Source organism: Stenotrophomonas sp. STEN014, from assembly GCF_056760315.1.
Genome location: NZ_JBRREN010000002.1, coordinates 193,065 through 214,906 on the forward strand (window position 1 = coordinate 193,065; position 21,842 = coordinate 214,906).

A 21,842-nucleotide genomic window follows, 5' to 3' on the forward strand; every position below is an offset into this window, starting at 1 on the left:
GCGAAAGACGGCCAGCCGGCGCCGTGAATTGGGGAAAAGAGTTCAACATTATACCGGTATGTGGCCCCATCGCGAAAAGTACCTGTGAAATCGACCGGACCGGGGGTTCAGCTGGCACCGGCAGAGGTGACGGCCGCAGGGGCAGCGCCGGGTGCGGGGGCGGGTGTATCCTATGGGGCTAGCGAAAATGTCTTCTCCCACAAGGATTCCCATGTCCCTGATCGCCCATTTCGACACCTCCCGCGGCCCCATCAAGGTCGAGCTGTTCGCCGATAAGGCCCCGCTGACCGTGGCCAACTTCGTCAACCTGGTCAAGCATGGCTTCTACGACGGCCTGATCTTCCACCGCGTGATCGCCGATTTCATGATCCAGGGCGGCTGCCCGGAAGGCTCCGGCCGCGGCGGCCCGGGCTACCGGTTCGAGGACGAGACCAAGAACGGCGTACGCCATGATCGCGGCGTGCTGTCCATGGCCAATGCCGGCCCGTCGACCAACGGCAGCCAGTTCTTCATCACCCACATCAAGACCGATTGGCTCGATGGCAAGCACACCGTGTTCGGCAAGGTGCTCGAAGGCATGGATGTGGTCGACAGCGTGGCCATGGGCGACGTGATCAACAAGATCACCCTCGAGGGCGACGCCGAGGCGGTGCTGGCCGCCAAGGCCGACCGCGTGGCCGAGTGGAACAAGATCCTCGCCGCCTGATTCCTTTCGACGGCCACCCTTCATCCGGTGGCCGTTTTTGATCCGGCCGTCGTGCCTGGCACGGCGACCTGCGCAGACTCTCACCCCACACGCTTTATCAAGCAGAGGAAATCCCCCATGAAGACTCCTGTACGTGTTGCCGTCACCGGCGCCGCCGGCAATATCGGTTACGCCCTGCTGTTCCGCATCGCCTCCGGCGAAATGCTGGGCAAGGACCAGCCGGTCATCCTGCAGCTGCTGGAAATCGACAACGAAAAGGCCCAGGCCGCCCTGCAGGGCGTGGTCATGGAGCTGGAAGACTGCGCGTTCCCGTTGCTGGCCGGCGTGGTGACCACCGCCGATCCGCTGGTGGCCTTCAAGGATGTGGACGTCGCCCTGCTGGTCGGCGCGCGTCCGCGCGGTCCGGGCATGGAGCGCAAGGACCTGCTGCTGGAAAACGCCAAGATCTTCACCGTGCAGGGCAAGGCCCTGAACGCCGTCGCCAAGCGTGACGTGAAGGTGCTGGTGGTCGGCAACCCGGCCAACACCAATGCCTACATCGCCATGAAGTCGGCCCCGGACCTGAACCCGAAGAACTTCACCGCCATGCTGCGCCTGGACCACAACCGTGCGCTGAGCCAGCTGGCCGCCAAGACCGGCAAGACCGTGGACAGCTTCGAGAAGTTCACCGTGTGGGGCAATCACAGCCCGACCATGTACCCGGACTACCGCTTCGCCACCACCGGCGGCGCCAAGGTTGCCGAGCTGATCAACGACCAGGAATGGAACGCCAATACCTTCATCCCGACCGTCGGCAAGCGTGGCGCGGCGATCATCGCCGCCCGTGGCCTGTCCTCGGCTGCGTCGGCCGCCAATGCCGCCATCGACCACGTCCATGACTGGGTGCTGGGCAGCAACGGTAAGTGGGTGACCATGGGCGTGCCGTCCGACGGCTCCTACGGAATCCCGGAAGGCGTCGTGTTCGGCTTCCCGGTAACCACCGAGAACGGCGAGTACACCATCATCAAGGATCTGCCGATCGATGACTTCTCGCAGAAGTACATCGACATCACCCTGAACGAACTGGAAGAAGAGCGCGCCGGCGTTGCCGACCTGCTGTAAATCCACACGTGTGATGGTGTGACCGACGGGGAAGCTTGGGCTTCCCCGTTTTTTATTGTTTTTCCGGTTCGAAGCGACGCTGTTGCGTTGCTCGCATGTGAGTTGTCATGAGCCCTGATATCAGCGTGCATCACCTGGACGCGCAGCTGCTGGTGGCGGAAAAGCCGGCCGGGCTGTTGTCCGTGCCCGGGCGCCTGCCGGAGAACCAGGATTGCGTGATCGCCCGGCTGCAGCAGGTGTATCCGGAGGCCCTGACCGTGCACCGGCTCGACCAGGTGACGTCCGGGCTGATGCTGTATGCGCGCGGCAAGCCGATGCAGGCGGCGCTGTCGGGACTGTTCGAGCGGCGCCAGGTCGAAAAGTGCTATGAGGCGCTGCTGGAAGGGGAGGTGGCTGGCGAGGCCGGCGAGGTGGCCCTGCCCCTGATCTGCGATTGGCCGAACCGGCCGCGGCAGATCGTCGATTTCGAGGTTGGCAAACCGGCGCTGACGCGCTGGCGGGTGATCGGGCGCGATGCCGTCGCGCAGCGTACGCGGGTGGCGCTGGAACCGGTGACTGGCCGCAGCCACCAGTTGCGGGTGCATATGGCCAGCCTCGGCCATCCGATCGTCGGCGATGTGCTCTACGGCGCGGCTCTGGCCGAGCGGGTTGCGCTGCATGCCTGCGCGCTGGCTTTCGTGCATCCCGAATCCGGACAACCGCTGCGCTTCCGGTCACCGGCGCCGTTCTGAGTTCCGGGTGCTGGCGCCGGCTCAATGCCGCCCGGGGTTTTCCGGCATCGGTTGGGTGGTGTCCAGATCGTCCAGCAGTGACCAGACCACCTGGAGACCTTCCGGGTCCCGGCTCAGGGCGAATCGGGCCGGGGCGTTGTGTACCAGGCGGCTGCCCGGGGCGGGAGTGAGGTAGAGGTCACGCGCATCGATCACCGTGCGGGCAGAGCGTGCGCCCAGATCGCCGATATCGGTGATGCGGCCCCCTTCGCCGCTGAGGGCATGCTCGAACTCCACCAGGATGTCGGCGCGTGCCGGTGCCACGCCCGGGCTGGCGAGGGTGGCGCCGCGGATCAGCAGATCGGGCCACACTTCGCCGTTCTCCGGCAGCCCGGTGTACAGATCGTGCGGCGCGCTGGCGTAGTCGCCGCTGGCGATGGCATCCAGCGCCACCAGCAGGGCGAGGAAGTTCAGTTCGCGCAGCTTCTGCTTCTGCGGATCGCCTTCGATGCCGCCGGATTCGATCAGCACGGTGCTGGTGCCCCAGTACGTCATCAGATCACCGAACGCGCGCGGGTTGAACTCGTCGTCCCAGCGCGCGATATGGCCGCCGATGCGCGGTTCCAGTGCGGCGCGGATCAGCGCCGAGACACCGATCGCGCGTCCGCGCACGTCATTGACTTCCCGCTGTTCGTTGAACGGCGGCGCGAGCAGGGCGATCGCGGTGCCACGTGCGGAGTCGCCCACGCGGTAGCCGGGACGCTGGTCATGCAGGTTGAAGCCGAAGGCCGGCTGCAGGCGATCACGGAGGGTCTTGAGCGCACGGGCTTCCGGCGAGGCCAGCGCGGCGGCATCGCGATTGATGTCGATGCCCTGCGCGTTGCGGCGCTGGAAGCGGGCCGCGCCATCGGGATTGAGGATCGGCACGACGTGCAGGCTCAGCTGCCGGCGCAGGCGATCTGCCAGCGGATGCGCCGGGGATTGGCCGAGAAAATGGAACAGATCGGCCAGCGCCATGCTGGCGGTGCTTTCATCACCATGCATCTGCGACCAGAGCAGGACGCGGGTCGGGCCGTCTCCCCAGTGCACATGGCGCAACGGGCGGCCCTCGGCGCTGTAGCCGATCGGCTCTACCCGAAAACCGGCCTCCGTCGTCAGCAGCGGGGTGGCGATTTCCCACCAGTGCTCCGCAGTGAAGATGCGCGAGGACAGACCATCGACGTGGTGGCGGGAATAGTCGGCCTCCACAATGGCCAGCCATGCCGGCGGTGGCGGCAGCTCGGCTGGTGAGCTGGCAGTTGCCGGCGCGGCGGACGCGACGTGGGGAAGCAGCATCAACATCGCGAGCATCAACGCAGGTCGGATCATGGGCACGGCAACGAACAGCGAGGCCGGCAGCGTCGGCGAGTGTGGGGCCCGGTGTCAATGGCGCTGCGCTAGTAACTGCTGGGCATATCCTGGCGCCGCTTCCGGGGCCCATCTCATCGGCCACGCCGGTGTCACGCGCACGGCGCTGGCGCGTTGACCGGTGTTCGGTGACGTCGCTTGCGGGCCGCAAGCCGTGCAAGCGGGCTGGCATTGCAGGCAACGGCAGCGCGGAAAAGACAGGGGCAGTGTGGTTGCAGGATCGGGTCATGCCGGAAAGCCGCTGTCGCCCGCGTCGGGGACGGTGCGACGGCTTTGACTGGGGCCGCACCTGCCCGTGTCTGGCAGGCCTCCTACGACCAATGTCGGAAGGAGCGGGGCACTGGCGCGGACTATGCTCGGATCAAACGCGCAGGTGCCGGAGGATGTCGTGCAGTACGAGCAGATCTACCGCCGTTCCATCGAAGAACCGGAGAGCTTCTGGGCCGAAGAGGCCAAGGCGATCCATTGGCATCGCCCGCCGCAGCAGATCCTGGACTATTCCAACCCGCCGTTCCGGCGCTGGTTTGTCGGTGGGGAAACCAACCTCTGCTACAACGCGGTGGACCGGCATCTGCCCGCGCGCGGCGATCAGCTCGCACTGGTCGCCATCTCGACCGAAACCGATGTCACCCGCGAGATCACCTACCGCGAGCTGCATCGCGAGGTGAATGCCTTCGCCGCGGTGCTGCAGACGCTCAATGTCGTTCGTGGCGACCGCGTGGTCATCTATATGCCGAACATGGCCGAGGCGGTGTTCGCGATGCTGGCCTGCGCGCGCATCGGCGCGGTGCATTCGGTGGTGTTCGGTGGTTTTGCCGCGCACAACCTGGCGCTGCGGATCGACGACGCCACGCCCAAGCTGCTGATCACCGCCGATGCCGGCATGCGCGGTGGCAAGGTCATTCCTTACAAGGCAATGGTCGATGCGGCCTGCGCCGAAGCCCAGTCACCGCCGCCGAAAGTGCTGATCGTTTCGCGCGGGCTGGATGCGGCCCAGCCGCGCATCGCCGGCCGCGATGAAGACTATGCCGCGCTTCGCGCGCAGGTCGGTGATGCGGAAGTGCCGGTGGTGTGGCTGGAATCCAACGAGCCCAGCTATCTGCTCTATACCTCCGGCACCACCGGCAAGCCGAAAGGCGTGCAGCGTGATGTCGGTGGCTACGCGGTGGCGATGGCGCAGTCCATGCGCACGGTGTTCGACTGCGCGCCGGGGCAGGTGATGTTCTCCACCTCCGATGTCGGCTGGGCGGTGGGGCATTCCTACAACGTCTACGGCCCGTTGATCGGCGGCTGCACCTCGCTGCTGTACGAGGGCCTGCCGACCACGCCGGACGCCGGCATCTGGTGGGCGCTGTGCGAGCAGTACGGAGTGCGCACGATGTTCTCCTCCCCCACCGCGATCCGGGTGCTGAAGAAGCACGACGTGGACTTCATCGACCGTCACGACCTGTCCGAGCTGAAGTACCTGTTCCTGGCCGGCGAACCGCTGGACGAACCCACCGCGCAGTGGATCAGCGGCGCGCTGCGCAAACCGGTGATCGACAACTACTGGCAGACCGAGACCGGCTGGCCGGCGTTGACCCTGCTGCCGGGTCTGGAGATGAAACCGGTCAAGTTCGGCTCACCCGGCTTCCCCAACCTCGGCTACCGGATGAAGATCATCGACGAGCAGAGCGGTGCCGAAGTGCCCGCCGGACAGAAGGGCGTGCTGGTGATCCAGCCGCCGTTGCCGCCGGGCTGCATGAGCACCGTCTGGAAGGACGATGCGCGTTTCCTCAAAAGCTATTTCAGCCACTTCAACGAACTGCTCTACAGCTCGCTGGACTGGGCCATCCGCGACGCCGACGGCTACACCTTCATCCTCGGGCGCACCGACGATGTGATCAATGTCGCCGGGCACCGGCTGGGCACGCGCGAGATCGAGGAGGCCATCGCCAGCCATCCGCGCGTGGCCGAGGCGGCGGTGATCGGCGTCCATGACGAGCTGAAGGGGCAGGTGCCGCTGGTGTTCGTCACCCTCAAACAGGCCGCGGCCGAGGACGAGGTGCCGCGGCTGGCAGCGGAAATGCTGCAGGCGGTGACCGCCTCGCTGGGGGCGGTGGCGCGGCCGGCGCAGGTCCATATCGTCCATTCACTTCCCAAGACGCGTTCGGGTAAGCTGCTTCGGCGTTCGCTGCAGGCCCTGGCCGAACGGCGCGACCCGGGGGATCTGTCCACACTGGATGATCCGGGCGCACTGGAGGAAATCCGTCGCGCACTGGGGACATAGCGCCGCCGGGCTGGCAGGCAGCAGCGATCGCAAGGGGGCGGTACGCAGGCAGGTGCGGTGATCCGGGGCGGGGGCCCCGGCGCGCGCGATGCGTGCCGTGTTGGCGATGCATCACATGTGGGAGGGGGAATGGCATTCATCTATGCCAAGACGGCCGCTGGCCGTCGTGAGATCGAAGACCGTGGGCTGCGTCTGGCGCCGGCGTTGCGCTCGGTGCTGCTGCTGGTCGATGGCCAGCGCGATGAGCATGAACTGTCGCAGATGGCGCAGGGCCTGCGTGCACCCGGGGATGTTCTGGTGCAACTGGCGTCGCTGGAGCTGATCGAAGCGGTGGGCGGCAGTGCCGAGATCAAACCGGCGCTGCCGGTGACCACGCAGCTGGGCGATGATCCGTTGCGCTACCAGCAGCTGCGCGACTGGATGGCCGAATCGGTGCGCAAGCACCTGGGGCTGAAAGGCTATCTGATCCAGTTGAAGATCGAGCGCAGCAAGACCGCGGTCGCACTGGAGCAGCTGTGGCCGGAACTGGCCGGTGCGTTGGGCAAGGCCAAGAGCCCGGCCTTTGCCACCCGCTGGCTGGAGGAAACCCGCGCGCTGGTGTTGGGCTGAGGCGGGCCTGAAACGCCCACGGCCGCCAGCGTGAGGCCGGCGGCCGTGGTTTTTCAGGCGGCGGTGTGCATGCCGTCCGCAGCGCTCCGGCCGGTCAGACCAGACCTTCAGCCTTCAGGGCGGCCTGCACCGCCGGATCGGCCTGCATGCGCTGCTCGAAGCGGTCCAGTGCATCCATGCCGGCCAGGTCGAGCTTCAGCCCGCGCGCCCAGCGCAGCGTTACATAGGTGTAGGCATCGGCGATGGACGGACGCGGCGTGCCGCCGAGCCAGTCCACCTGCGCCAGGCGGTCGTTCACCCGCTGGTACAGGGCCTTGAGCCTGTCGCGCGCGTTCTGCTGGGTGCGGGCGATCACCGCCTCGTCTTCCAGATACCGGGTCGAACCGAAGATCGGGTAGTACACCGGGTGCAGATCGGCGTTGACGAAGGACAGCCAGCGGTTCACTTCGGCGCGGGTGCGCGGCTCGCTGCCACCGTCCAGGCCGGCGGCCGGCGCCTTGTCGCAGATGTAGTGCAGGATCGCCGCGTTCTGGGTCAGCACCCAGCCGCCGTCTTCCAGCACCGGCACCGCGCCGGAAGGATTCATCGCCAGGAACTCGGGCGACTTCATGGTCGGCATATCCACGATCTGGACTTCAAACGGCAGACCGGACCAGATCAGCGCGATATGGTCGGCCAGCGAGCAGGCGCCGGGCTTGGTGTAGAGCTTCATGGGAATCCTGTCGAAGGGATGGGACTCCGCATTATCGCTACAAGCGCGCTGCCCTTTGTGGCCATGCGTAGCACAGACAGTGCGCCACGCGTTCAATCTGCTCAGGAGTTGCGGGGCTTGAGCGACTGCACCTTATAGAAGGTGTGGCCGCCGATGACCGCGACCTGGTAGGCGTTGCGCCAGCTCGGGCTGGCGATGGCATGGGCGGCGAAATGGCTGGCGCCGGGCACGATCTCCTTGCGTTCGCCCACGGGCAGTGCCCAGTTGCGCTCGGCGGCAAAGGCCACGTCAACGGCTTCCGCCCAGGCATCGTTGTTGCGCAGCTGGGTGCCGGGGGCGACCAGGGTCGGGGCGAACTGCTTGCGCGCGGTCACCACCTGGCACATCGAGTCGCCCCACAGGCCGCTGTCCAGCCGCCGCAGGGCGACTTCGGCCACGGCCTGCTGGCCGCGCAGGGTCTGGTCGCGGGCTTCCAGATAGACGGTGGTACTCAAGCACAGCGAATCGGCAGCCGGCTGCGGCAACATCTGCGACAGCCAGAGAATCCAGGCCAGTTTCATAAATCTCCTTGCTCCGTATGGGCCCGCGGCAACCTGCTCCGGGAATGGAGCAGAACGGCACGTCGGACTTGGCGTTATGGGGAGGCGGCCATGGCATCGGGGCCGCCCCGTGGGCGGCTCTCCATCAGATGGGGAGGACCGCGCCTGGCTCACCGGGACTGGGGGTGAGCGAGAAGTGCGCGCAAGGTAGGGGGCGAATCCAAAACTCATCCTGAACGTTATTTCTTGACATTCAGGTTTGCATCTGAAGCCGAATGGGCGCCGGTTTTGCGTATTCACATTTTGGGCGGGCGCCACGCAGCACGGCGCGGAGGCCCGGATTTCCCCATTTCAGCGGTGAAAATGCGTGATGCGCATCGCGTTTCCAGCGCTATAAGCCGCTCAAACAGACCGACTGCCGGCGCCGGCCCCATCGGCCGCGCCCGCCGGCAAGGGTGCCGTCCGCCGCGTGCTCAGAGCGCGGCCGCCAGGCGGCTGCCTTGGTCGATCGCGCGTTTGGCATCCAGCTCGGCGGCCACGTCGGCGCCGCCGATGATGTGCACCGGGCGACCGGCCGCGCGCAGTGCATCGGCCAGATCCCGGCGCGGCTCCTGGCCGGCGCAGACCACCACGGTGCCCACTTCCAGCAGCTGCTCGCTGCCGTCCACGCGGATGCGCAGGCCGCTGTCGTCCACGCCCAGATATTCGACCCCGCCGAGCATCTGCACGCCCTTGGCCTTGAGCGTGGCGCGGTGGATCCAGCCGGTGGTCTTGCCCAGTCGCGCACCGGGCTTGCCGGGGCTGCGCTGCAGCAGCCAGACCTGGCGCGCGGCGGGCGCGGGCTGCGGCCGGGCCAGTGATCCGCGGGTTTCGAAGTTGGCATCTACGCCCCATTCGGCCATCCAGCGGGTCGGGTCCAGCGCCGGGGACGGCCCTTCATGCACCAGGAACTCGCCAACGTCGAAGCCGATGCCGCCAGCGCCGATGATGGCCACCTTGTCGGCGGCCTTGACCCGGCCCAACAGCACATCCAGATAGCTGACCACCATCGGGTGGTCAGCGCCGGGGAAGCTGGCCTTGCGCGGGGTGATACCGGTGGCGATGACCACCTCGTCGAAGCCGCTCAATGCCTCGACATCGGCGCGGGTGTTCAAGCGCACATCGACCCCGGTTTCGGCCAGCTGATGGCGGAAGTAGCGCAGCGTCTCGTGGAATTCCTCCTTGCCGGGGATGCGCTTGGCCACGTTGAACTGGCCGCCGATCTCGCCGGCCGCATCGAACAGGGTCACCTGATGGCCGCGCTCGGCGGCCACGGTGGCGCAGGCCAGCCCGGCCGGGCCGGCGCCGACCACCGCAACACGCTTGGGCGCGCTGGTCGGCAGGTAGACCAGCTCGGTTTCATGCGCGGCGCGGGGATTGACCAGGCAGCTGGCGCGCTTCTGCTGGAACACGTGATCCAGACAGGCCTGGTTGCAGGCGATGCAGGTGTTGATCGCCTCCGGCTTGCCGGCGCGGGCCTTGGCCGGCCATTGCGGATCGGCCAGCAGCGGCCGCGCCAGCGACACCATGTCGGCGCCGCCGCCGGCGAGGATCCCTTCGGCCACGTCGGGCATGTTGATGCGGTTGGTGGCGATCAGTGGAATGCCCACGTACGGCTTGAGTTTGGCGGTGACGCCGGCAAACGCGGCGCGCGGTACCGAGGTGGCGATGGTTGGGATGCGCGCCTCGTGCCAGCCGATACCGGAGTTGATCAGGGTCGCGCCAGCCGCTTCGATCGCCTTGGCCTGCTGCACGATCTCTTCCCAGTTGCTGCCGTCCTCGACCAGGTCCACCAGCGACAGCCGGTAGATGATGATGAAGTCCGGGCCGCAGGCCTCACGGATGCGACGCACGATCTCCACCGCAAAGCGCATGCGCTTGGTCGCGTCACCGCCCCAGGCATCGCTGCGGCCGTTGGTGCGCGGGGCGATGAACTCGTTGATCAGATAGCCTTCCGAGCCCATCACCTCCACGCCGTCATAGCCCGCCTCGCGCGCGTACTTCGCAGCACGGGCGTAGTCGGCGATATGCCGTTCCACGCCACCGGACGACAGCGCGCGCGGCGTGAACGGATTGATCGGTGCCTTCAGTTTCGACGGTGCCACCTGCAACGGATGGTAGCCGTAGCGGCCGGCATGCAGCAGCTGCAGGCAGATCTTCGCGCCATGCGTATGCACCGCCGTGGTCACCTGGCGGTGGCGGCCCACTTCCCATGGCCACGACAGCTTGCTGCCGAACGGCGCCAGCCAGCCCACCACATTCGGCGCGAACCCGCCGGTCACCAGCAGCGCCGCGCCACCGGCCGCGCGCTCGCCGAAATAGGCGGCCAGCTTGGGGAAATCGCGGGCATGGTCCTCCAGTCCGGTGTGCATCGAGCCCATCAGGATGCGGTTGCGCAGCCGGGTGAAGCCCAGGTCCAGAGGGGTGAACAGGTGTGGATAGGCGGTGTCGGTGGCGGGCGTCATGTGGGATACGCTTGCGTATGGAATGTGTCCATTCTTACTGCCAATCGGCCTGTTTCTCAATCGTTGCCAGCGTCGGGCGGCGTGGTGTGGTCAACGACCGTGGCATCTCCGGAAGAGTTTGCGCCGCCGGTGGGACGGCCTCCGTACGCTCTGTCGATGGCGGGCAGGTGCTGACGCGGTTCGCACGGCTGTACGCCCCCGCGCGCATGCCGCTGCCACGGGAAGTGCCGAAGCTGCCGGGTTGGCAGGGGTGTGCAGCCCGCAGGCACAAGGACCATTACCGGTACAGCCACCGCTGCCACGACACGCCATATGGCGGGGCAGGTGGCGCTGCGGGAAAGGGCATCTATGCCAGCCGGTGCTGGCTACACAGAGGCTGGGCCACGGACCTCATCGGGCCAGCGGGAGGTCGATCGGGCGCCGTTGCCGGTCGAACAGCGGCAACGTGAGCCCGCACAGCGGGCCGATCAGCAACGCGAAGACCAGCGTGCCCCAGCCGATATTCCCGCCCAGCCATCCGCCGATGAGCAGCGCGGTGGCCTCAATCAGTGTGCGCACCTGCCAGATCGCCCGGCCGGTACGTGCGTGCAGGCCGGTCATCAGGCCGTCGCGGGGGCCGGGGCCGAAACGCGCTCCTATATAGAGACCGGTGGCGGTGGCCATCAGCACCAGCCCGGCGGCAAACACCAGCAGTTGCCACCCCAGTCCGTTCACGGCTGGCAGCACGGTCAATCCGAGTTGCGCGCTGGGGCCGATCATCAGCACGTTCAGCAGCGTGCCCAACCCGGGCTTCTGTCGCAGCGGCCACCACATCAGCAGTACAGCGGCGCCGATCAGATTGGTGGCCAGGCCGAACGACAGACCGCTGCGGACGGCAATGCCCTGGCCCAGTACATCCCACGGCGCAATACCGAGGTTGGCGCTGATCATCAGCGCCGACGCGATGCCGAACAGGAACAGCCCCAGCAACAGCTGCAGCAGGCGCTTGGTGAACGTCAGGGTGGGCATCGGATGACAGGCGTGAGCGGCCCGCATTGCCGCGGGCCGGGTAAGGGCGATATGCACCGCCGTCAGGCCGGCGCATGCGGTGGTGGCGGTTCAGGGGCGCGGGATCAGTCCCAGCCCTCCAGGGCCAGTTTGCCGATGGTGCGGCCCGATTCCAGCAGCGCATGTGCCTCGCGCAGATTGGCCGCGGTGATCGGCCCCAGGCGCCGGGTCAAGGTCGTGCGCAACTCGCCGGCATCGATCAGGCTGGCCGCACGGGTGAGGATGCGGTGCTGCTCGACCATGTCGGCGGTGCGGAAGCGTGCGCGCGCGAACATGAATTCCCAGTGGATGCCGATGCACTTGGCCTTGTAAGGATCGCCGATGTGCAGCTCCCCCTTGGGTTCGACCACCAGGCCGACGTGACCCTGCGGCGCCAGCAACTGACCGAGCTGTTGCCAGTAGTGGTCGGTGTCGGCCAAGTTGAGCGCGGCATCCACCTGTGCAATGCCCAGCGCCTGCAACTGCGGCGCCAACGGCTGGCGATGGTCGATCACATGATCGGCCCCCATCTGCCGGCACCAGCTGCGGGTTTCCTCGCGCGAGGCGGTGGCGATGACAGTGAAGCCGGCATGGCGGCCCAGCTGGATCGCCATCGAGCCGACACCGCCGGCCCCACCGATGACCAGCAAGCTGCGGCCGCAATGGCGCTTGCCATCGAGCTGGAACGGCATGCGCTGGAACAGCAGCTCCCACGCGGTCAGCGTGGTCAGCGGCAGCGCGGCGGCTTCAGCGAAATCCAGCGTGGCGGGTTTGCGCCCGATCAGGCGCTCGTCCACCAGCTGCAGCTGGGCGTTGCAGCCCGGGCGGGTGACATCGCCGGCGTAGTAGACCTCGTCGCCCGCTTCAAACGCGGTCGCCTCCGGTCCCACGGCCACCACAATGCCGGCCGCATCGAACCCCAGCACCTTTGGCTGACGCTCTTCGCCGGGCCTGGGCGCGCGCAGCTTGGTATCGACAGGGTTGACCGAAACCGCCTGCACACTGACCAGCACATCCTGGCCTTGGGGAGCGCCCGGATCAGGCAGATCGACATCTTCCAGCGAGGCGGGATCGACGATGGGGAGATAGCGGCTCAGGCCAACAGCTTTCATGCGGAAAAGTTCCGTCGCAGTGGGGGCAGGGACATGATACGCAGTGGACTGTTCAGCTGCCGCTTACGCAGGGATTCGACACTGAATTTCAAGGGCTTGCATGGCAAAAGGACCCTGCGCTGCAGCAATTGGCCGGGAGCCCTTGTCAAGGCTCGATCTTGCGGGGTTTGACGAAGCTGTATACGGTGCGCTCAGCCGGAAGCGTACGGACTGGATGGCCGTGCAAATTGTTACGCAGCCGTTAACATCGTCTTCACGGCCCTGCGAATACTGTTTATCGCGATGGCGTGCGGAAACGGCCGTCTCTGAACGCGACGAATGAAATCGCTGTGCTGGACCATGCCTCTACCGGTTTCATACCCCCGAAACACAAGGAGTTGTATTCATGAATAAGAAGATTCTTACCGCCGCACTGCTGGGTGGTCTTGCATTCGCCCAGGCCGCTTCGGCCCAGGAATTCGATGATCGCTGGTACCTGACCGGTGCTGCTGGTTTCAACTTCCAGGACAACGACCGTGGCACCAACGATGCTCCGTTCGCAACCCTGGGTCTGGGCAAGTTCATCAGCCCGAACTGGTCGCTGGACGGTGAGCTGAACTACCAGAACCCGAACTTCGACAACAACCAGGATCTGAACTGGTCGCAGTACGGCGTTTCGCTGGACCTGCGTCGCCACTTCATCCAGGACGGCCGTGGCTGGAACCCGTACCTGCTGGCAGGTCTGGGCTACCAGAAGTCGGAAGAAGAATATGTGATCAACTCGGTCGACTCGCCGGCCCAGCGCAAGGACGGCAACCTGGCCGCCAAGGTCGGTGTGGGTCTGCAGACCACGTTTGAAAAGCGCGTCGCCGTGCGTGCCGAGCTGGCCTACCGCGCCGACTTCGACGACCAGAGCGTTGCTACCGCCGCAGCTGGCGACCAGCAGGATTGGTTCGGCGACGTGCTGGCTTCGGTCGGCGTCGTGATCCCGCTGGGCCCGGCTCCGGTCGCGGCGGTTGCTCCGGCTCCGGCTCCGGTCGCGCCGAGCTGCGCTGACCTGGACGACGACGGTGACGGCGTCAACAACTGCGACGACAAGTGCCCGACCTCGCAGCCCGGCCAGACCATTGGTCCGGACGGTTGCCCGGTGCCGGTGTCGATCGATCTGAAGGGCGTGAACTTCGACTTCGACAAGGCCACCCTGCGTCCGGACGCTGTTGCGATCCTGGGCGAAGCCGCCGAGATCCTGAAGCGTTACCCGGATCTGCGTGTTGAAGTGGCCGGTCACACCGACTCGAAGGGCACCGACGCGTACAACCAGAAGCTGTCGGAGCGTCGTGCTGCTGCGGTGTACGACTACCTGAAGGACAACGGTGTTGACACCTCGCGTATGGTCGGCCCGATCGGCTACGGCGAGAGCCGCCCGATTGCTCCGAACACCAACCCGGATGGTTCGGACAATCCGGAAGGTCGCGCCAAGAACCGTCGCACCGAGCTGAACGTCCAGAACTGATCGGACGCTACAGTTGAGACACAACAAGGCCCGGCATTGCCGGGCCTTGTTTTTTGTTTTGGCGGGACTTTTTCACCCCTGACTTGGCGGGGTGTGCGGCCGGCCACAGAACCGCTGGCAGAAGACGGTTGAAAGCACCCCGGTGCCTGCCTACACTCGCGACGTTCTCTTGTTCGAATGGAAGTCACCATGTTGCGTATCGCACTGGCCGGTGTGCTGGGTTTGGTTCTTGTTCCCGCCGCGCACGCCGCTGTCGATTGTTCGGCCAGCGCGGTGATGCCCGCGCCGCTGGCGGCGACGGTAGTCGCACCGGTGGCCTCGGAGCTGTACGCCCGCCAGGGGCAGCTGGGGATGCCCTCGGGGGTGCTCAGTTCCGGCTCCAGCGAGGGGCAGTCGCTGGACCAGGTGCTGATGCGCCTGCGGGTGGAAAGCTGCAACAACGTGGCCAGCGCGATACCGGCGCGCCCGGCGATCAACGCCAATGATCCGGCGGCGTACAAGCCGCAGACCGAGTTCGACAACACGCCGTGGCGTTTTGACATGAGCCAGAACGGCAAGCGCATGACCGCCGAGGAGTTCGATGCGTGGATGAAGGCGCGTGGCGTGCGCGTGGTCAAGGCACGTCCGGCTGCGGCGGAGGCTGCTGCGCCGGCCCAACCGGCAACCGAGGCCAAGTAAGGCGGCGGGAGCCCCTTCGCAATCACAGATGGCCTCCCGCAAGCACCCCCATAACTACAATGCCCGCCCTGGCAACAGGAGCGGGCATTTTGTTTCCGGCGCGTCACCGATCAGGCCGGTGGCCAACGCCGGGGGGCGTCACGGGCTGGCGCGGGTGCTGTCCAAGGCCGGTTTGTGTTCGCGCAGCGAGGCGGCGCGACGGATTCAGGACGGCCGGGTCAGCGTGGATGGACGGGTCATCCGCGACCCGGAATTTCCCATCATCCAGGGCGTTCACCGGATTGCGGCCGATGGGCAGCCGTTGACGGCAGCACGGCGGCTCTACCTGGCGCTGAACAAGCCGCGGGGGCTGGTCACCACGGTGAAGGACGAGCAGGGCAGGCAGACGGTCTATCGCTGCTTTGACGGAGCGGGATTGCCGTGGCTGGCGCCGGTCGGGCGCTTGGACAAGGCGAGTGAGGGCCTGCTTCTCTTCAGCAATGACCCGGAGTGGGCGGCGCGGTTGACCGACCCACTCACTGGACCGCTGAAAACCTATCGGGTACAGATCGATGGGATTCCGGATGCGGACCAGTTGGCAAGGATGCATCATGGCGTTGAGGACGCCGGCGAACATCTGGCAGCCCACAGCGCCAGGCTGTTGCGCCAGAACGGACGTACCGCCTGGTTGGAAATAGTGTTGGACGAAGGGCGCAACCGCCATATCCGGCGCCTGCTGCAGGTTCTTGGGTGGGAAGTGTTGCGGCTGGTGCGCGTGGCGATCGGCCCGGTCCAGCTCGGAGAGCTGGCAAAAGGGCAATGGCGCGAGCTGGCCGCGGAAGAGCTCCAGGCGCTGGCCGGCGGCAAGGGCCTGGCCAAGCAAGACGATTTTGTATCGGGTTCAAATAATTCAGTCGAATAGCTGGAGTTGTTGCAGGGGTTGATTAGACTGATCCCCTGTTTTCCGAGGTCATGGTCATGCACTCTTCCGCTCGCGTTTCCGCCATTGCCGTGTTGATGGCGTCTGTGGCATTTCTGGCCGGGTGCGCGTCCTCCGGCAAGCCGGCAGCCAAGGCCGAGGACAAGCCGGTCACGGTGACGGTGGATGCACCGGTGGCGCAGAAAGATGCGCAGGGCAATTACCGCTTCCTGATGCAGCAGGGCGAGAAGCGAATGAGCGCCGACCAGTTCGACGCGTGGATGAAGGCCAACGGTATCCGCGTGGCCAAGGGCGCGCCGGCGCCGGTGCCGGAAGCGGCCAAGCCGGCCAAGCGCGGCAAGAACTGAGCCGCTTGCCACGGGTACGAAAAAGGCGCCGGTGACGGCGCCTTTTCTGTTTCTACCCAGGCGGTGATCAGCCCTTGATCACGCCCAGCTCCAGGCCGATGCGGGTGAACGCGTCGATGGCGCGGTCCAGGTGGGCGCGGCTGTGCGCGGCGCTGATCTGGGTGCGGATGCGGGCCTGGCCCTTGGGCACCACCGGGAAGAAGAAGCCGATCGCGTAGATGCCTTCTTCCAGCAGGCGCTGGGCGAACTTCTGCGCCAGCGGTGCGTCGTACAGCATCACCGGGCTGATCGGATGCACGCCGGGCTTCACGTCGAAACCGGCGGCGGTCATCTTCTCGCGGAAATAGGCGGTGTTCTCGCGCAGCGTGGCGCGCAGGTCGTCGGCGGCGGCCAGCATCTCGAAGGCCTTGATGCCGGCGGCGACCACATGCGGCGGCAGCGAGTTGGAGAACAGGTAGGGGCGCGAGCGCTGGCGCAGCAGTTCGATCACCTCGGTGCTGGCGCAGGTGAAGCCGCCCAATGCGCCGCCCATGGCTTTGCCCAGGGTGCCGGTGATGATGTCGATCTTCTCCAGCACGCCCTTGACCTCGGCCGAGCCGCGGCCGGTGGCGCCGAGGAAGCCGGTGGCATGGCATTCGTCAATATGCACCAGCGCGTTGTACTTCTTGGCCAGCGCGGTGATTTCATCGAGCGGGGCGATGAAGCCGTCCATCGAGAACACGCCGTCGGTGGTGATCAGCTTGGTCTTGCAGCCGGCCGCGTCGGCGGCCTGCAACTGCGCTTCCAGATCGGCCATGTCGCAGTTGGCGTAGCGGAAGCGCTTGGCCTTGCACAGGCGAACGCCGTCGATGATCGAGGCATGGTTCAGGCTGTCGGAAATGACCGCGTCGTTCTCGCCCAGCAGCGGTTCGAACAGACCGCCGTTGGCGTCGAAGCAGGCGGCGTAGAGGATGGTGTCGTCCTTGCCGAAGAACTCGGCGATCTGCTTTTCCAGCTGCTTGTGCAGGTCCTGGGTGCCGCAGATGAAACGCACCGAGGCCATGCCGAAGCCATGGCTGTCCAGCGCGTCCTTGGCGGCCTGGATCAGGTCCGGGTGGTCGGCCAGACCCAGGTAGTTGTTGGCGCAGAAATTCAGCACCGTGCGGCCGTCGTCCAGGGTGATTTCGGCTGACTGCGGGCTGGTGATGATGCGTTCGGACTTGAACAGGCCCTGCGCGCGGATCGCGTCCAGTTCCTCGGCGTAATGCCGGGTGAGCGGGGAATCGGTCTGGAGAGAAGTCATGGCAGGGCCATACAAGCAGCTAAGGAATGGCCGATTTTAGCCGTCCGCCACCTTCGGCGCTGGCGTCATGCGCAAAGGCTATAAGCGGCGGGGCCGAAGTCATTTCTCCGCTCCGGTGTGCGCCTGCAGCATCGGCTGCCCACTCCCGGAAATAGTCCGCCGATGACCGCGTACCGTCCCCGATCCACAGCGCCGACCAGGAAGCGGTTGTCCCTCGGCCTGGCCGTGGCGGCGTGCGGGGCGTGGTCATCGGCCCCAGCGCAGACGCTGACGGTGGAACAGCTGCAGCAGCGTCTGGAACGTGTGGAACGTCTGGCCGGTGTCGCCAGCGGCGCCGAGGGTATCGCCCTGACCGATCTGGACCAGCGCCTGCGCATTTTCGAGCGCCGTCTGGAACTGCAGGAGGAAGAGCCCGAGGCCGCAGCCAGGGCTGCGCCGAGGATCGCCATCGACCAGAAGGGTGCGGCGTTCAAGTCCGGCGACGGCAACTACGAGCTGAAGCTGCGCGGCCTGTTGCAGGGCGATGCGCGGGTTTTCCTCGGCGACAGCAGCCAGAACGACACCTTCCTGCTGCGCACCGCACGGCCGACGCTGGAGGGCTCGCTGGGCCAGCGGGTAGCCTACCGTTTCACCCCGGAGTTCGCCGGCGACACTGCCAGCATCGTCGATGCCTATGCCGACCTGCGCTTCGATCCGGCCTACACGCTGCGGGTGGGCAAGTTCACCTCGCCGGTCGGCCTGGAGCGGCTGCAGTCCTCGGCCGCGCTGGTGGCTGTTGAGCGCGGGCTGGCCAGCGAACTGGCGCCCAACCGCGATCTGGGCGTGCAGCTGCAGGGCGAAGTGGCCACGGGCAGGTTCAGCTATGCGCTGGGCGTGTTCAACGGTGCGGTCGATGGCCGCGACGCGATCGCCAGCAATCCGGATGATGACTTCGAATATGCCGGCCGCGTGTTCTTCGAACCGCTCAAGGGCGGGGACAGCGGCTGGGCGGGGCTGGGCTTTGGCATCGGCACCAGCACCGGCGAAAAGCATGGCAGCGGCAACAACTTCCTGCCGCGTTATCGCACCCCGGGCCAGGCCACGTTCTTCGCCTACCGCAGCTCGGTGATCGCCGCCGGTGAACACCGCCGCTGGTCGCCGCAGGGCTGGTTCTACCGAAACGGGCTGGGTCTGCAGGCCGAGTACATCGCCTCGCGGCAGGCGGTAGCACGCGACGCACGTCGCAAGGAACTGGAGCACCACGCCTGGCAGGCCACCGCCAGCTATGTGCTTACCGGTGAGGAGGCCGGCTACCGCGGAGTGACGCCGTCACGGCCGTTGGGCGTCAATGGCGGGCTGGGCGCGTTGGAACTCACCGCGCGCTACGGCGAACTGCGGATCGATGACGCGGCATTCCCGCTCTACGCCGATCCGGCGGTCTCGGCCGCGCGGATCCAGTCCTGGACGCTGGGCGCGAACTGGTACCTCACCGCCAACCTGAAGCTGGCCACCAACTACCTGCACAGTCGTTTTGATGCAGCTGCCGGTGGCGCGACGTTGCCTGATGAAAAAGCCGTTTTCTCGCGCCTGCAAGTTTCCTCCTGACGGAGAGCCCCATGAAGCATTTTTTTGTTTCCCGCATCGCCAGCGCGGCACTGGCCTTCGGCCTGGCCGTGTCCGCCGGCCATGTGTTCGCGCGCGATGTGCAGCTGCTCAACGTCTCCTACGACCCCACCCGCGAGCTGTACCGTGATTACAACGCCGCCTTCGCCAGGCACTGGAAGCAAACCCGGGGCGACACCGTCAGGGTCGAAACCTCGCACGGTGGCTCGGGCAAGCAGGCGCGGGCGGTGATCGATGGCATCGAGGCCGACGTGGTGACGCTGGCGCTGGCCTACGACGTGGACGCGATCGCGCAGAAATCCGGGCTGATTCCCGCCAACTGGGAGTCGCGTCTGCCGGAAAACAGCGCGCCTTATACCTCGACGATTGTCTTCCTGGTGCGCAAGGGCAACCCCAAGGGCATCCGCGACTGGCCGGATCTGCTGCGCAGCGGCGTGTCGGTGGTGACGCCCAACCCGAAGACCTCCGGCGGCGCGCGCTGGAACTACCTGGCGGCCTGGGCTTATGGCGACCACATTTTCAAGGGTGACCGCGCCAAGGTGGTGAACTACATGCGTGCGCTGTTCCGCAACGTGCCGGTGCTCGATACCGGCGCGCGCGGGGCGACCACCACCTTCGTCCAGCGCGGCATCGGCGATGTGCTGCTGGCCTGGGAGAACGAGGCGTTCCTGGCGCAGGAAGAGCTGGGTCCGGACAAGTTCGAGATCGTGGTGCCGAAGCTGTCGATCTTGGCCGAGCCGTCGGTGGCGCTGGTGGACCGTAACGTCGACCGTCACGGTACCCGCGAGGTTGCGCAGGCCTACCTGCAGTACCTGTATTCGCCGGAGGGGCAGCGCATCGCCGCCCGCCACTACTACCGGCCGCGCCATCCCGAGCAGGCCGACCGTGCCGACATCGCACGCCTCCCGCCGGTGCAACGGGTGACCATCCAGCAGGCATTCGGCTCATGGGCCAAGGCCCAGTCCGAACACTTCGCCGATGGTGGTGTGTTCGACCAGATCCAGGCGGGCAAGTAAGAACGTGAGCGCCGTGTTGCAGACATCGGCCGCAGTGCCGCGACGCCGCCCCCGGGTGCTTCCGGGGTTTGGTTTGAGCATGGGCATCACCCTGACCTGGCTGGGACTGATCGTGCTGCTGCCACTGCTGGGTGTGTTCGCCAAGGCCGCCGGACTGGGGCCTGCGGGCATCTGGCAGATCTGGAGCGAGCCGCGGGTGCTGGCGGCGCTGCGGCTGAGTTTCGGCACCGCCGCCGCCGCCGCCGCCTTCAACACGCTGATGGGCACCTGGGTGGCATGGGTGTTCGTGCGCTACCGCTTTCCGGGCCGGCGCCTGTTCGATGCGGTGATCGACCTGCCGTTCGCGCTGCCCACCGCCGTGGCCGGCATCGCGTTGACCGCGCTGTACGGCGGCAACGGCTGGCTCGGGCAATGGCTGGAGCCGTTCGGGATCAAGGTCGCCTACACGCCGCTGGGCATCGTGGTGGCGCTGGTGTTCGTCGGCCTGCCGTTCGTGGTGCGGATCGTGCAGCCGGTGCTGGCCGAGGCCGAGCGCGAACTGGAAGAGGCCTCCGCCACGCTGGGCGCCAGCCGCCTGCAGACCCTCATGCGGGTGGTGCTGCCGGCGCTGTGGCCGGCGATGCTGACCGGGTTCGCGCTGGCCTTCGCCCGTGGCGTGGGCGAATACGGCTCGGTGATCTTCATCGCCGGCAATCTGCCGCACGTCACCGAAATCGCGCCGCTGCTGATCACCATCCGTCTGGAGGAGTTCGACTACGCCGGTGCCACCGCCATTGCCGCGGCGATGCTGCTGCTGTCCTTCGCGGTGCTGCTGGGAGTCAACACCCTGCAGGCGCGGCTGCAGCGGCGGGGGGCACGATGAGCGGATTGAGCATCGTCTCGGCGCAGGCGCTGCCCGTCACACCGGCCGGCCCCGTCGCGCGCACGCCCAGCGTCGTCACCGAGCCACGCTGGGTGCAGGGGCTGCTGATCCTCGGCGCGCTGGGCTTCCTGCTGTCGTTCCTGCTGCTGCCGCTGGTGCTGGTGTTCGCCGAGGCGTTACGCGGCGGTGTGCTGGCGTTCTGGAACGCGCTCAGTGATCCGGATGCGGTAGCGGCGCTGGGCCTGACGCTGACCGTGACCGCGATCGTGGTGCCGCTGAATCTGCTGTTCGGCGTGGCGGCGGCGTGGGCGGTGAGCAAGCACACGTTCCCCGGCAAGCGCTGGCTGGTGACCTTGATCGACCTGCCGTTCTCGGTTTCGCCGGTGGTGGCCGGGCTGGTGTTCATCCTGCTGTTCGGTCGCGACGGCTGGCTGTGGCCGCTGATCGAGGACGGCCTGCGCCTGCATCTGCCGGTGCTGGGCGAGGTGCTGCTGCAGCTGCCGCGCATTGTCTTCGCCATTCCCGGCATCGTGCTGGCCACCACCTTCGTCACGTTCCCGTTCATCGCGCGCGAGCTGATGCCGCTGATGGAGCAGCAGGGCCATGACGAGGAGCTGGCCGCGCTGACGCTGGGGGCGAGCAGCTGGCAGATGTTCTGGAAGGTGACCCTGCCCAACATCCGCTGGGGCCTGCTGTACGGCGTGCTGCTGTGCAGTGCGCGGGCGATGGGCGAATTCGGCGCCGTCTCGGTGGTGTCCGGGCATATCCGCGGGCGCACCAACACGCTGCCGCTGCATGTGGAAATTCTCTACAACGAATACGCCTACAGCGCGGCCTTCGCCTGCGCCTCGCTGCTGGCCGGCACCGCCTTGCTGACGCTGGTGGTCAAGTCTTTCCTGGAATGGCGCCACGGCGAATCGCTGGCCGCCATCCATCGCCGCTGAGGGCA

The 21,842-nt window shown here is 66.6% G+C and carries 19 protein-coding genes and 1 pseudogene; 13 read left to right on the plus strand and 7 right to left on the minus strand.

Features of this window, described 5'->3' with window-relative positions; all coding sequences use genetic code 11:
• Positions 1–211: 211 nt before the first annotated feature.
• From ACVOMC_RS03515 to ACVOMC_RS03525, 3 genes are all read left to right on the plus strand, one after another.
• Positions 212–706: a peptidylprolyl isomerase gene (locus tag ACVOMC_RS03515; protein ID WP_054658419.1), complete on the plus strand. Its 495-nt coding sequence runs from the start codon at positions 212–214 to the stop codon at positions 704–706.
• A gap of 117 nt (positions 707–823) precedes the next feature.
• The gene (locus ACVOMC_RS03520) at positions 824–1,807 is read left to right on the plus strand and encodes a malate dehydrogenase (protein ID WP_054658421.1); all 984 of its coding nucleotides are present in this window, start codon (positions 824–826) and stop codon (positions 1,805–1,807) included.
• Positions 1,808–1,914: 107 nt separating this feature from the next.
• Positions 1,915–2,538, plus strand: a complete 624-nt coding sequence (locus tag ACVOMC_RS03525; RefSeq protein WP_481522837.1) for an RluA family pseudouridine synthase — start codon at positions 1,915–1,917, stop codon at positions 2,536–2,538.
• 21 nt (positions 2,539–2,559) lie between these two features.
• On the opposite strand, the gene ACVOMC_RS03530 is transcribed toward ACVOMC_RS03525, so the two are convergent.
• Complete coding sequence (locus ACVOMC_RS03530; RefSeq protein ID WP_481522838.1) at positions 2,560–3,858, minus strand: M14 family zinc carboxypeptidase; 1,299 nt, start codon at positions 3,856–3,858, stop codon at positions 2,560–2,562.
• Between the two features lie 418 nt (positions 3,859–4,276).
• Between ACVOMC_RS03530 and prpE the strand changes: the two genes are divergently transcribed.
• The gene (gene prpE, locus ACVOMC_RS03535; RefSeq protein WP_481522839.1) at positions 4,277–6,193 is read left to right on the plus strand and encodes a propionate--CoA ligase; all 1,917 of its coding nucleotides are present in this window, start codon (positions 4,277–4,279) and stop codon (positions 6,191–6,193) included.
• Between the two features lie 129 nt (positions 6,194–6,322).
• Positions 6,323–6,802, plus strand: a complete 480-nt coding sequence (locus ACVOMC_RS03540; protein ID WP_054658427.1) for a hypothetical protein — start codon at positions 6,323–6,325, stop codon at positions 6,800–6,802.
• A gap of 94 nt (positions 6,803–6,896) precedes the next feature.
• Here ACVOMC_RS03540 and ACVOMC_RS03545 read toward each other — a convergent pair whose 3' ends face one another.
• The 5 genes from ACVOMC_RS03545 to ACVOMC_RS03565 all read right to left on the minus strand — a co-directional run bounded on the left by ACVOMC_RS03545 (position 6,897) and on the right by ACVOMC_RS03565 (position 12,695).
• Positions 6,897–7,514: a glutathione S-transferase family protein gene (locus tag ACVOMC_RS03545; protein WP_481522840.1), complete on the minus strand. Its 618-nt coding sequence runs from the start codon at positions 7,512–7,514 to the stop codon at positions 6,897–6,899.
• Positions 7,515–7,615: 101 nt separating this feature from the next.
• Complete coding sequence (locus tag ACVOMC_RS03550) at positions 7,616–8,074, minus strand: cell wall hydrolase (protein WP_054660722.1); 459 nt, start codon at positions 8,072–8,074, stop codon at positions 7,616–7,618.
• A gap of 452 nt (positions 8,075–8,526) precedes the next feature.
• Complete coding sequence (locus ACVOMC_RS03555; protein WP_481522841.1) at positions 8,527–10,557, minus strand: 2,4-dienoyl-CoA reductase FMN-binding domain-containing protein; 2,031 nt, start codon at positions 10,555–10,557, stop codon at positions 8,527–8,529.
• 390 nt (positions 10,558–10,947) lie between these two features.
• Positions 10,948–11,565: a membrane protein YczE gene (gene yczE, locus ACVOMC_RS03560; RefSeq protein ID WP_481522842.1), complete on the minus strand. Its 618-nt coding sequence runs from the start codon at positions 11,563–11,565 to the stop codon at positions 10,948–10,950.
• Positions 11,566–11,669: 104 nt separating this feature from the next.
• Positions 11,670–12,695, minus strand: coding sequence for a zinc-binding alcohol dehydrogenase family protein (locus ACVOMC_RS03565; RefSeq protein ID WP_054657990.1), 1,026 nt, complete (start codon positions 12,693–12,695; stop codon positions 11,670–11,672).
• Positions 12,696–13,080: 385 nt separating this feature from the next.
• Here ACVOMC_RS03565 and ACVOMC_RS03570 point away from each other — a divergent pair, with 385 nt between their 5' ends.
• The 4 genes from ACVOMC_RS03570 (at position 13,081) to ACVOMC_RS03585 (ending at position 16,131) form a co-directional block, all read left to right on the plus strand.
• A complete protein-coding gene (locus tag ACVOMC_RS03570) occupies positions 13,081–14,187 on the plus strand; it encodes an OmpA family protein (protein WP_054657988.1) in 1,107 nt (368 codons plus the stop codon).
• Positions 14,188–14,376: 189 nt separating this feature from the next.
• A complete protein-coding gene (locus tag ACVOMC_RS03575) occupies positions 14,377–14,865 on the plus strand; it encodes a hypothetical protein (protein WP_481522843.1) in 489 nt (162 codons plus the stop codon).
• Positions 14,866–14,893: 28 nt separating this feature from the next.
• On the plus strand, positions 14,894–15,766 hold the full coding sequence (locus ACVOMC_RS03580; protein WP_481522844.1) for a pseudouridine synthase: 873 nt from the start codon (positions 14,894–14,896) through the stop codon (positions 15,764–15,766).
• Positions 15,767–15,822: 56 nt separating this feature from the next.
• Positions 15,823–16,131 carry a hypothetical protein gene (locus tag ACVOMC_RS03585; protein WP_481522845.1) on the plus strand — a complete coding sequence of 103 codons (309 nt, stop codon included), beginning with the start codon at positions 15,823–15,825 and terminating at the stop codon, positions 16,129–16,131.
• Positions 16,132–16,198: 67 nt separating this feature from the next.
• On the opposite strand, the gene kbl is transcribed toward ACVOMC_RS03585, so the two are convergent.
• Positions 16,199–17,413 carry a glycine C-acetyltransferase gene (gene kbl / locus ACVOMC_RS03590; protein ID WP_481522846.1) on the minus strand — a complete coding sequence of 405 codons (1,215 nt, stop codon included), beginning with the start codon at positions 17,411–17,413 and terminating at the stop codon, positions 16,199–16,201.
• Between the two features lie 207 nt (positions 17,414–17,620).
• On the opposite strand from kbl, the gene ACVOMC_RS03595 reads away from it, so the two are divergent.
• The 4 genes and pseudogenes from ACVOMC_RS03595 to cysW form a co-directional block, all read left to right on the plus strand.
• A complete protein-coding gene (locus ACVOMC_RS03595; protein WP_481522847.1) occupies positions 17,621–18,997 on the plus strand; it encodes an OprO/OprP family phosphate-selective porin in 1,377 nt (458 codons plus the stop codon).
• An 11-nt stretch (positions 18,998–19,008) separates the two neighbouring features.
• Positions 19,009–20,031: a sulfate ABC transporter substrate-binding protein gene (locus ACVOMC_RS03600; protein ID WP_481522848.1), complete on the plus strand. Its 1,023-nt coding sequence runs from the start codon at positions 19,009–19,011 to the stop codon at positions 20,029–20,031.
• Positions 20,032–20,047: 16 nt separating this feature from the next.
• Positions 20,048–20,893 carry a sulfate ABC transporter permease subunit CysT gene (gene cysT, locus ACVOMC_RS03605; RefSeq protein ID WP_481523060.1) on the plus strand — a complete coding sequence of 282 codons (846 nt, stop codon included), beginning with the start codon at positions 20,048–20,050 and terminating at the stop codon, positions 20,891–20,893.
• A 68-nt stretch (positions 20,894–20,961) separates the two neighbouring features.
• Positions 20,962–21,837: pseudogene (gene cysW, locus ACVOMC_RS03610) on the plus strand (sulfate ABC transporter permease subunit CysW); the annotation flags it as partial.
• Between the last annotated feature and the right edge of the window lie 5 nt (positions 21,838–21,842).

Bases quoted from the DNA above. Each gene is read 5' to 3' on its own strand.
- ACVOMC_RS03575 (WP_481522843.1), top strand. From the start codon at position 14,377: ATGTTGCGTATCGCACTGGCCGGTGTGCTGGGTTTGGTTCTTGTTCCC.
- kbl (WP_481522846.1), bottom strand. From the start codon at position 17,413: ATGACTTCTCTCCAGACCGATTCCCCGCTCACCCGGCATTACGCCGAG.
- ACVOMC_RS03530 (WP_481522838.1), bottom strand. From the start codon at position 3,858: ATGTTGATGCTGCTTCCCCACGTCGCGTCCGCCGCGCCGGCAACTGCC.
- ACVOMC_RS03555 (WP_481522841.1), bottom strand. From the start codon at position 10,557: ATGACGCCCGCCACCGACACCGCCTATCCACACCTGTTCACCCCTCTG.
- ACVOMC_RS03565 (WP_054657990.1), bottom strand. From the start codon at position 12,695: ATGAAAGCTGTTGGCCTGAGCCGCTATCTCCCCATCGTCGATCCCGCC.
- ACVOMC_RS03515 (WP_054658419.1), top strand. From the start codon at position 212: ATGTCCCTGATCGCCCATTTCGACACCTCCCGCGGCCCCATCAAGGTC.
- ACVOMC_RS03580 (WP_481522844.1), top strand. From the start codon at position 14,894: ATGGCCTCCCGCAAGCACCCCCATAACTACAATGCCCGCCCTGGCAAC.
- yczE (WP_481522842.1), bottom strand. From the start codon at position 11,565: ATGCCCACCCTGACGTTCACCAAGCGCCTGCTGCAGCTGTTGCTGGGG.
- ACVOMC_RS03585 (WP_481522845.1), top strand. From the start codon at position 15,823: ATGCACTCTTCCGCTCGCGTTTCCGCCATTGCCGTGTTGATGGCGTCT.
- ACVOMC_RS03570 (WP_054657988.1), top strand. From the start codon at position 13,081: ATGAATAAGAAGATTCTTACCGCCGCACTGCTGGGTGGTCTTGCATTC.
- prpE (WP_481522839.1), top strand. From the start codon at position 4,277: ATGCTCGGATCAAACGCGCAGGTGCCGGAGGATGTCGTGCAGTACGAG.
- ACVOMC_RS03600 (WP_481522848.1), top strand. From the start codon at position 19,009: ATGAAGCATTTTTTTGTTTCCCGCATCGCCAGCGCGGCACTGGCCTTC.
- ACVOMC_RS03525 (WP_481522837.1), top strand. From the start codon at position 1,915: ATGAGCCCTGATATCAGCGTGCATCACCTGGACGCGCAGCTGCTGGTG.
- ACVOMC_RS03550 (WP_054660722.1), bottom strand. From the start codon at position 8,074: ATGAAACTGGCCTGGATTCTCTGGCTGTCGCAGATGTTGCCGCAGCCG.
- ACVOMC_RS03540 (WP_054658427.1), top strand. From the start codon at position 6,323: ATGGCATTCATCTATGCCAAGACGGCCGCTGGCCGTCGTGAGATCGAA.
- ACVOMC_RS03545 (WP_481522840.1), bottom strand. From the start codon at position 7,514: ATGAAGCTCTACACCAAGCCCGGCGCCTGCTCGCTGGCCGACCATATC.
- ACVOMC_RS03520 (WP_054658421.1), top strand. From the start codon at position 824: ATGAAGACTCCTGTACGTGTTGCCGTCACCGGCGCCGCCGGCAATATC.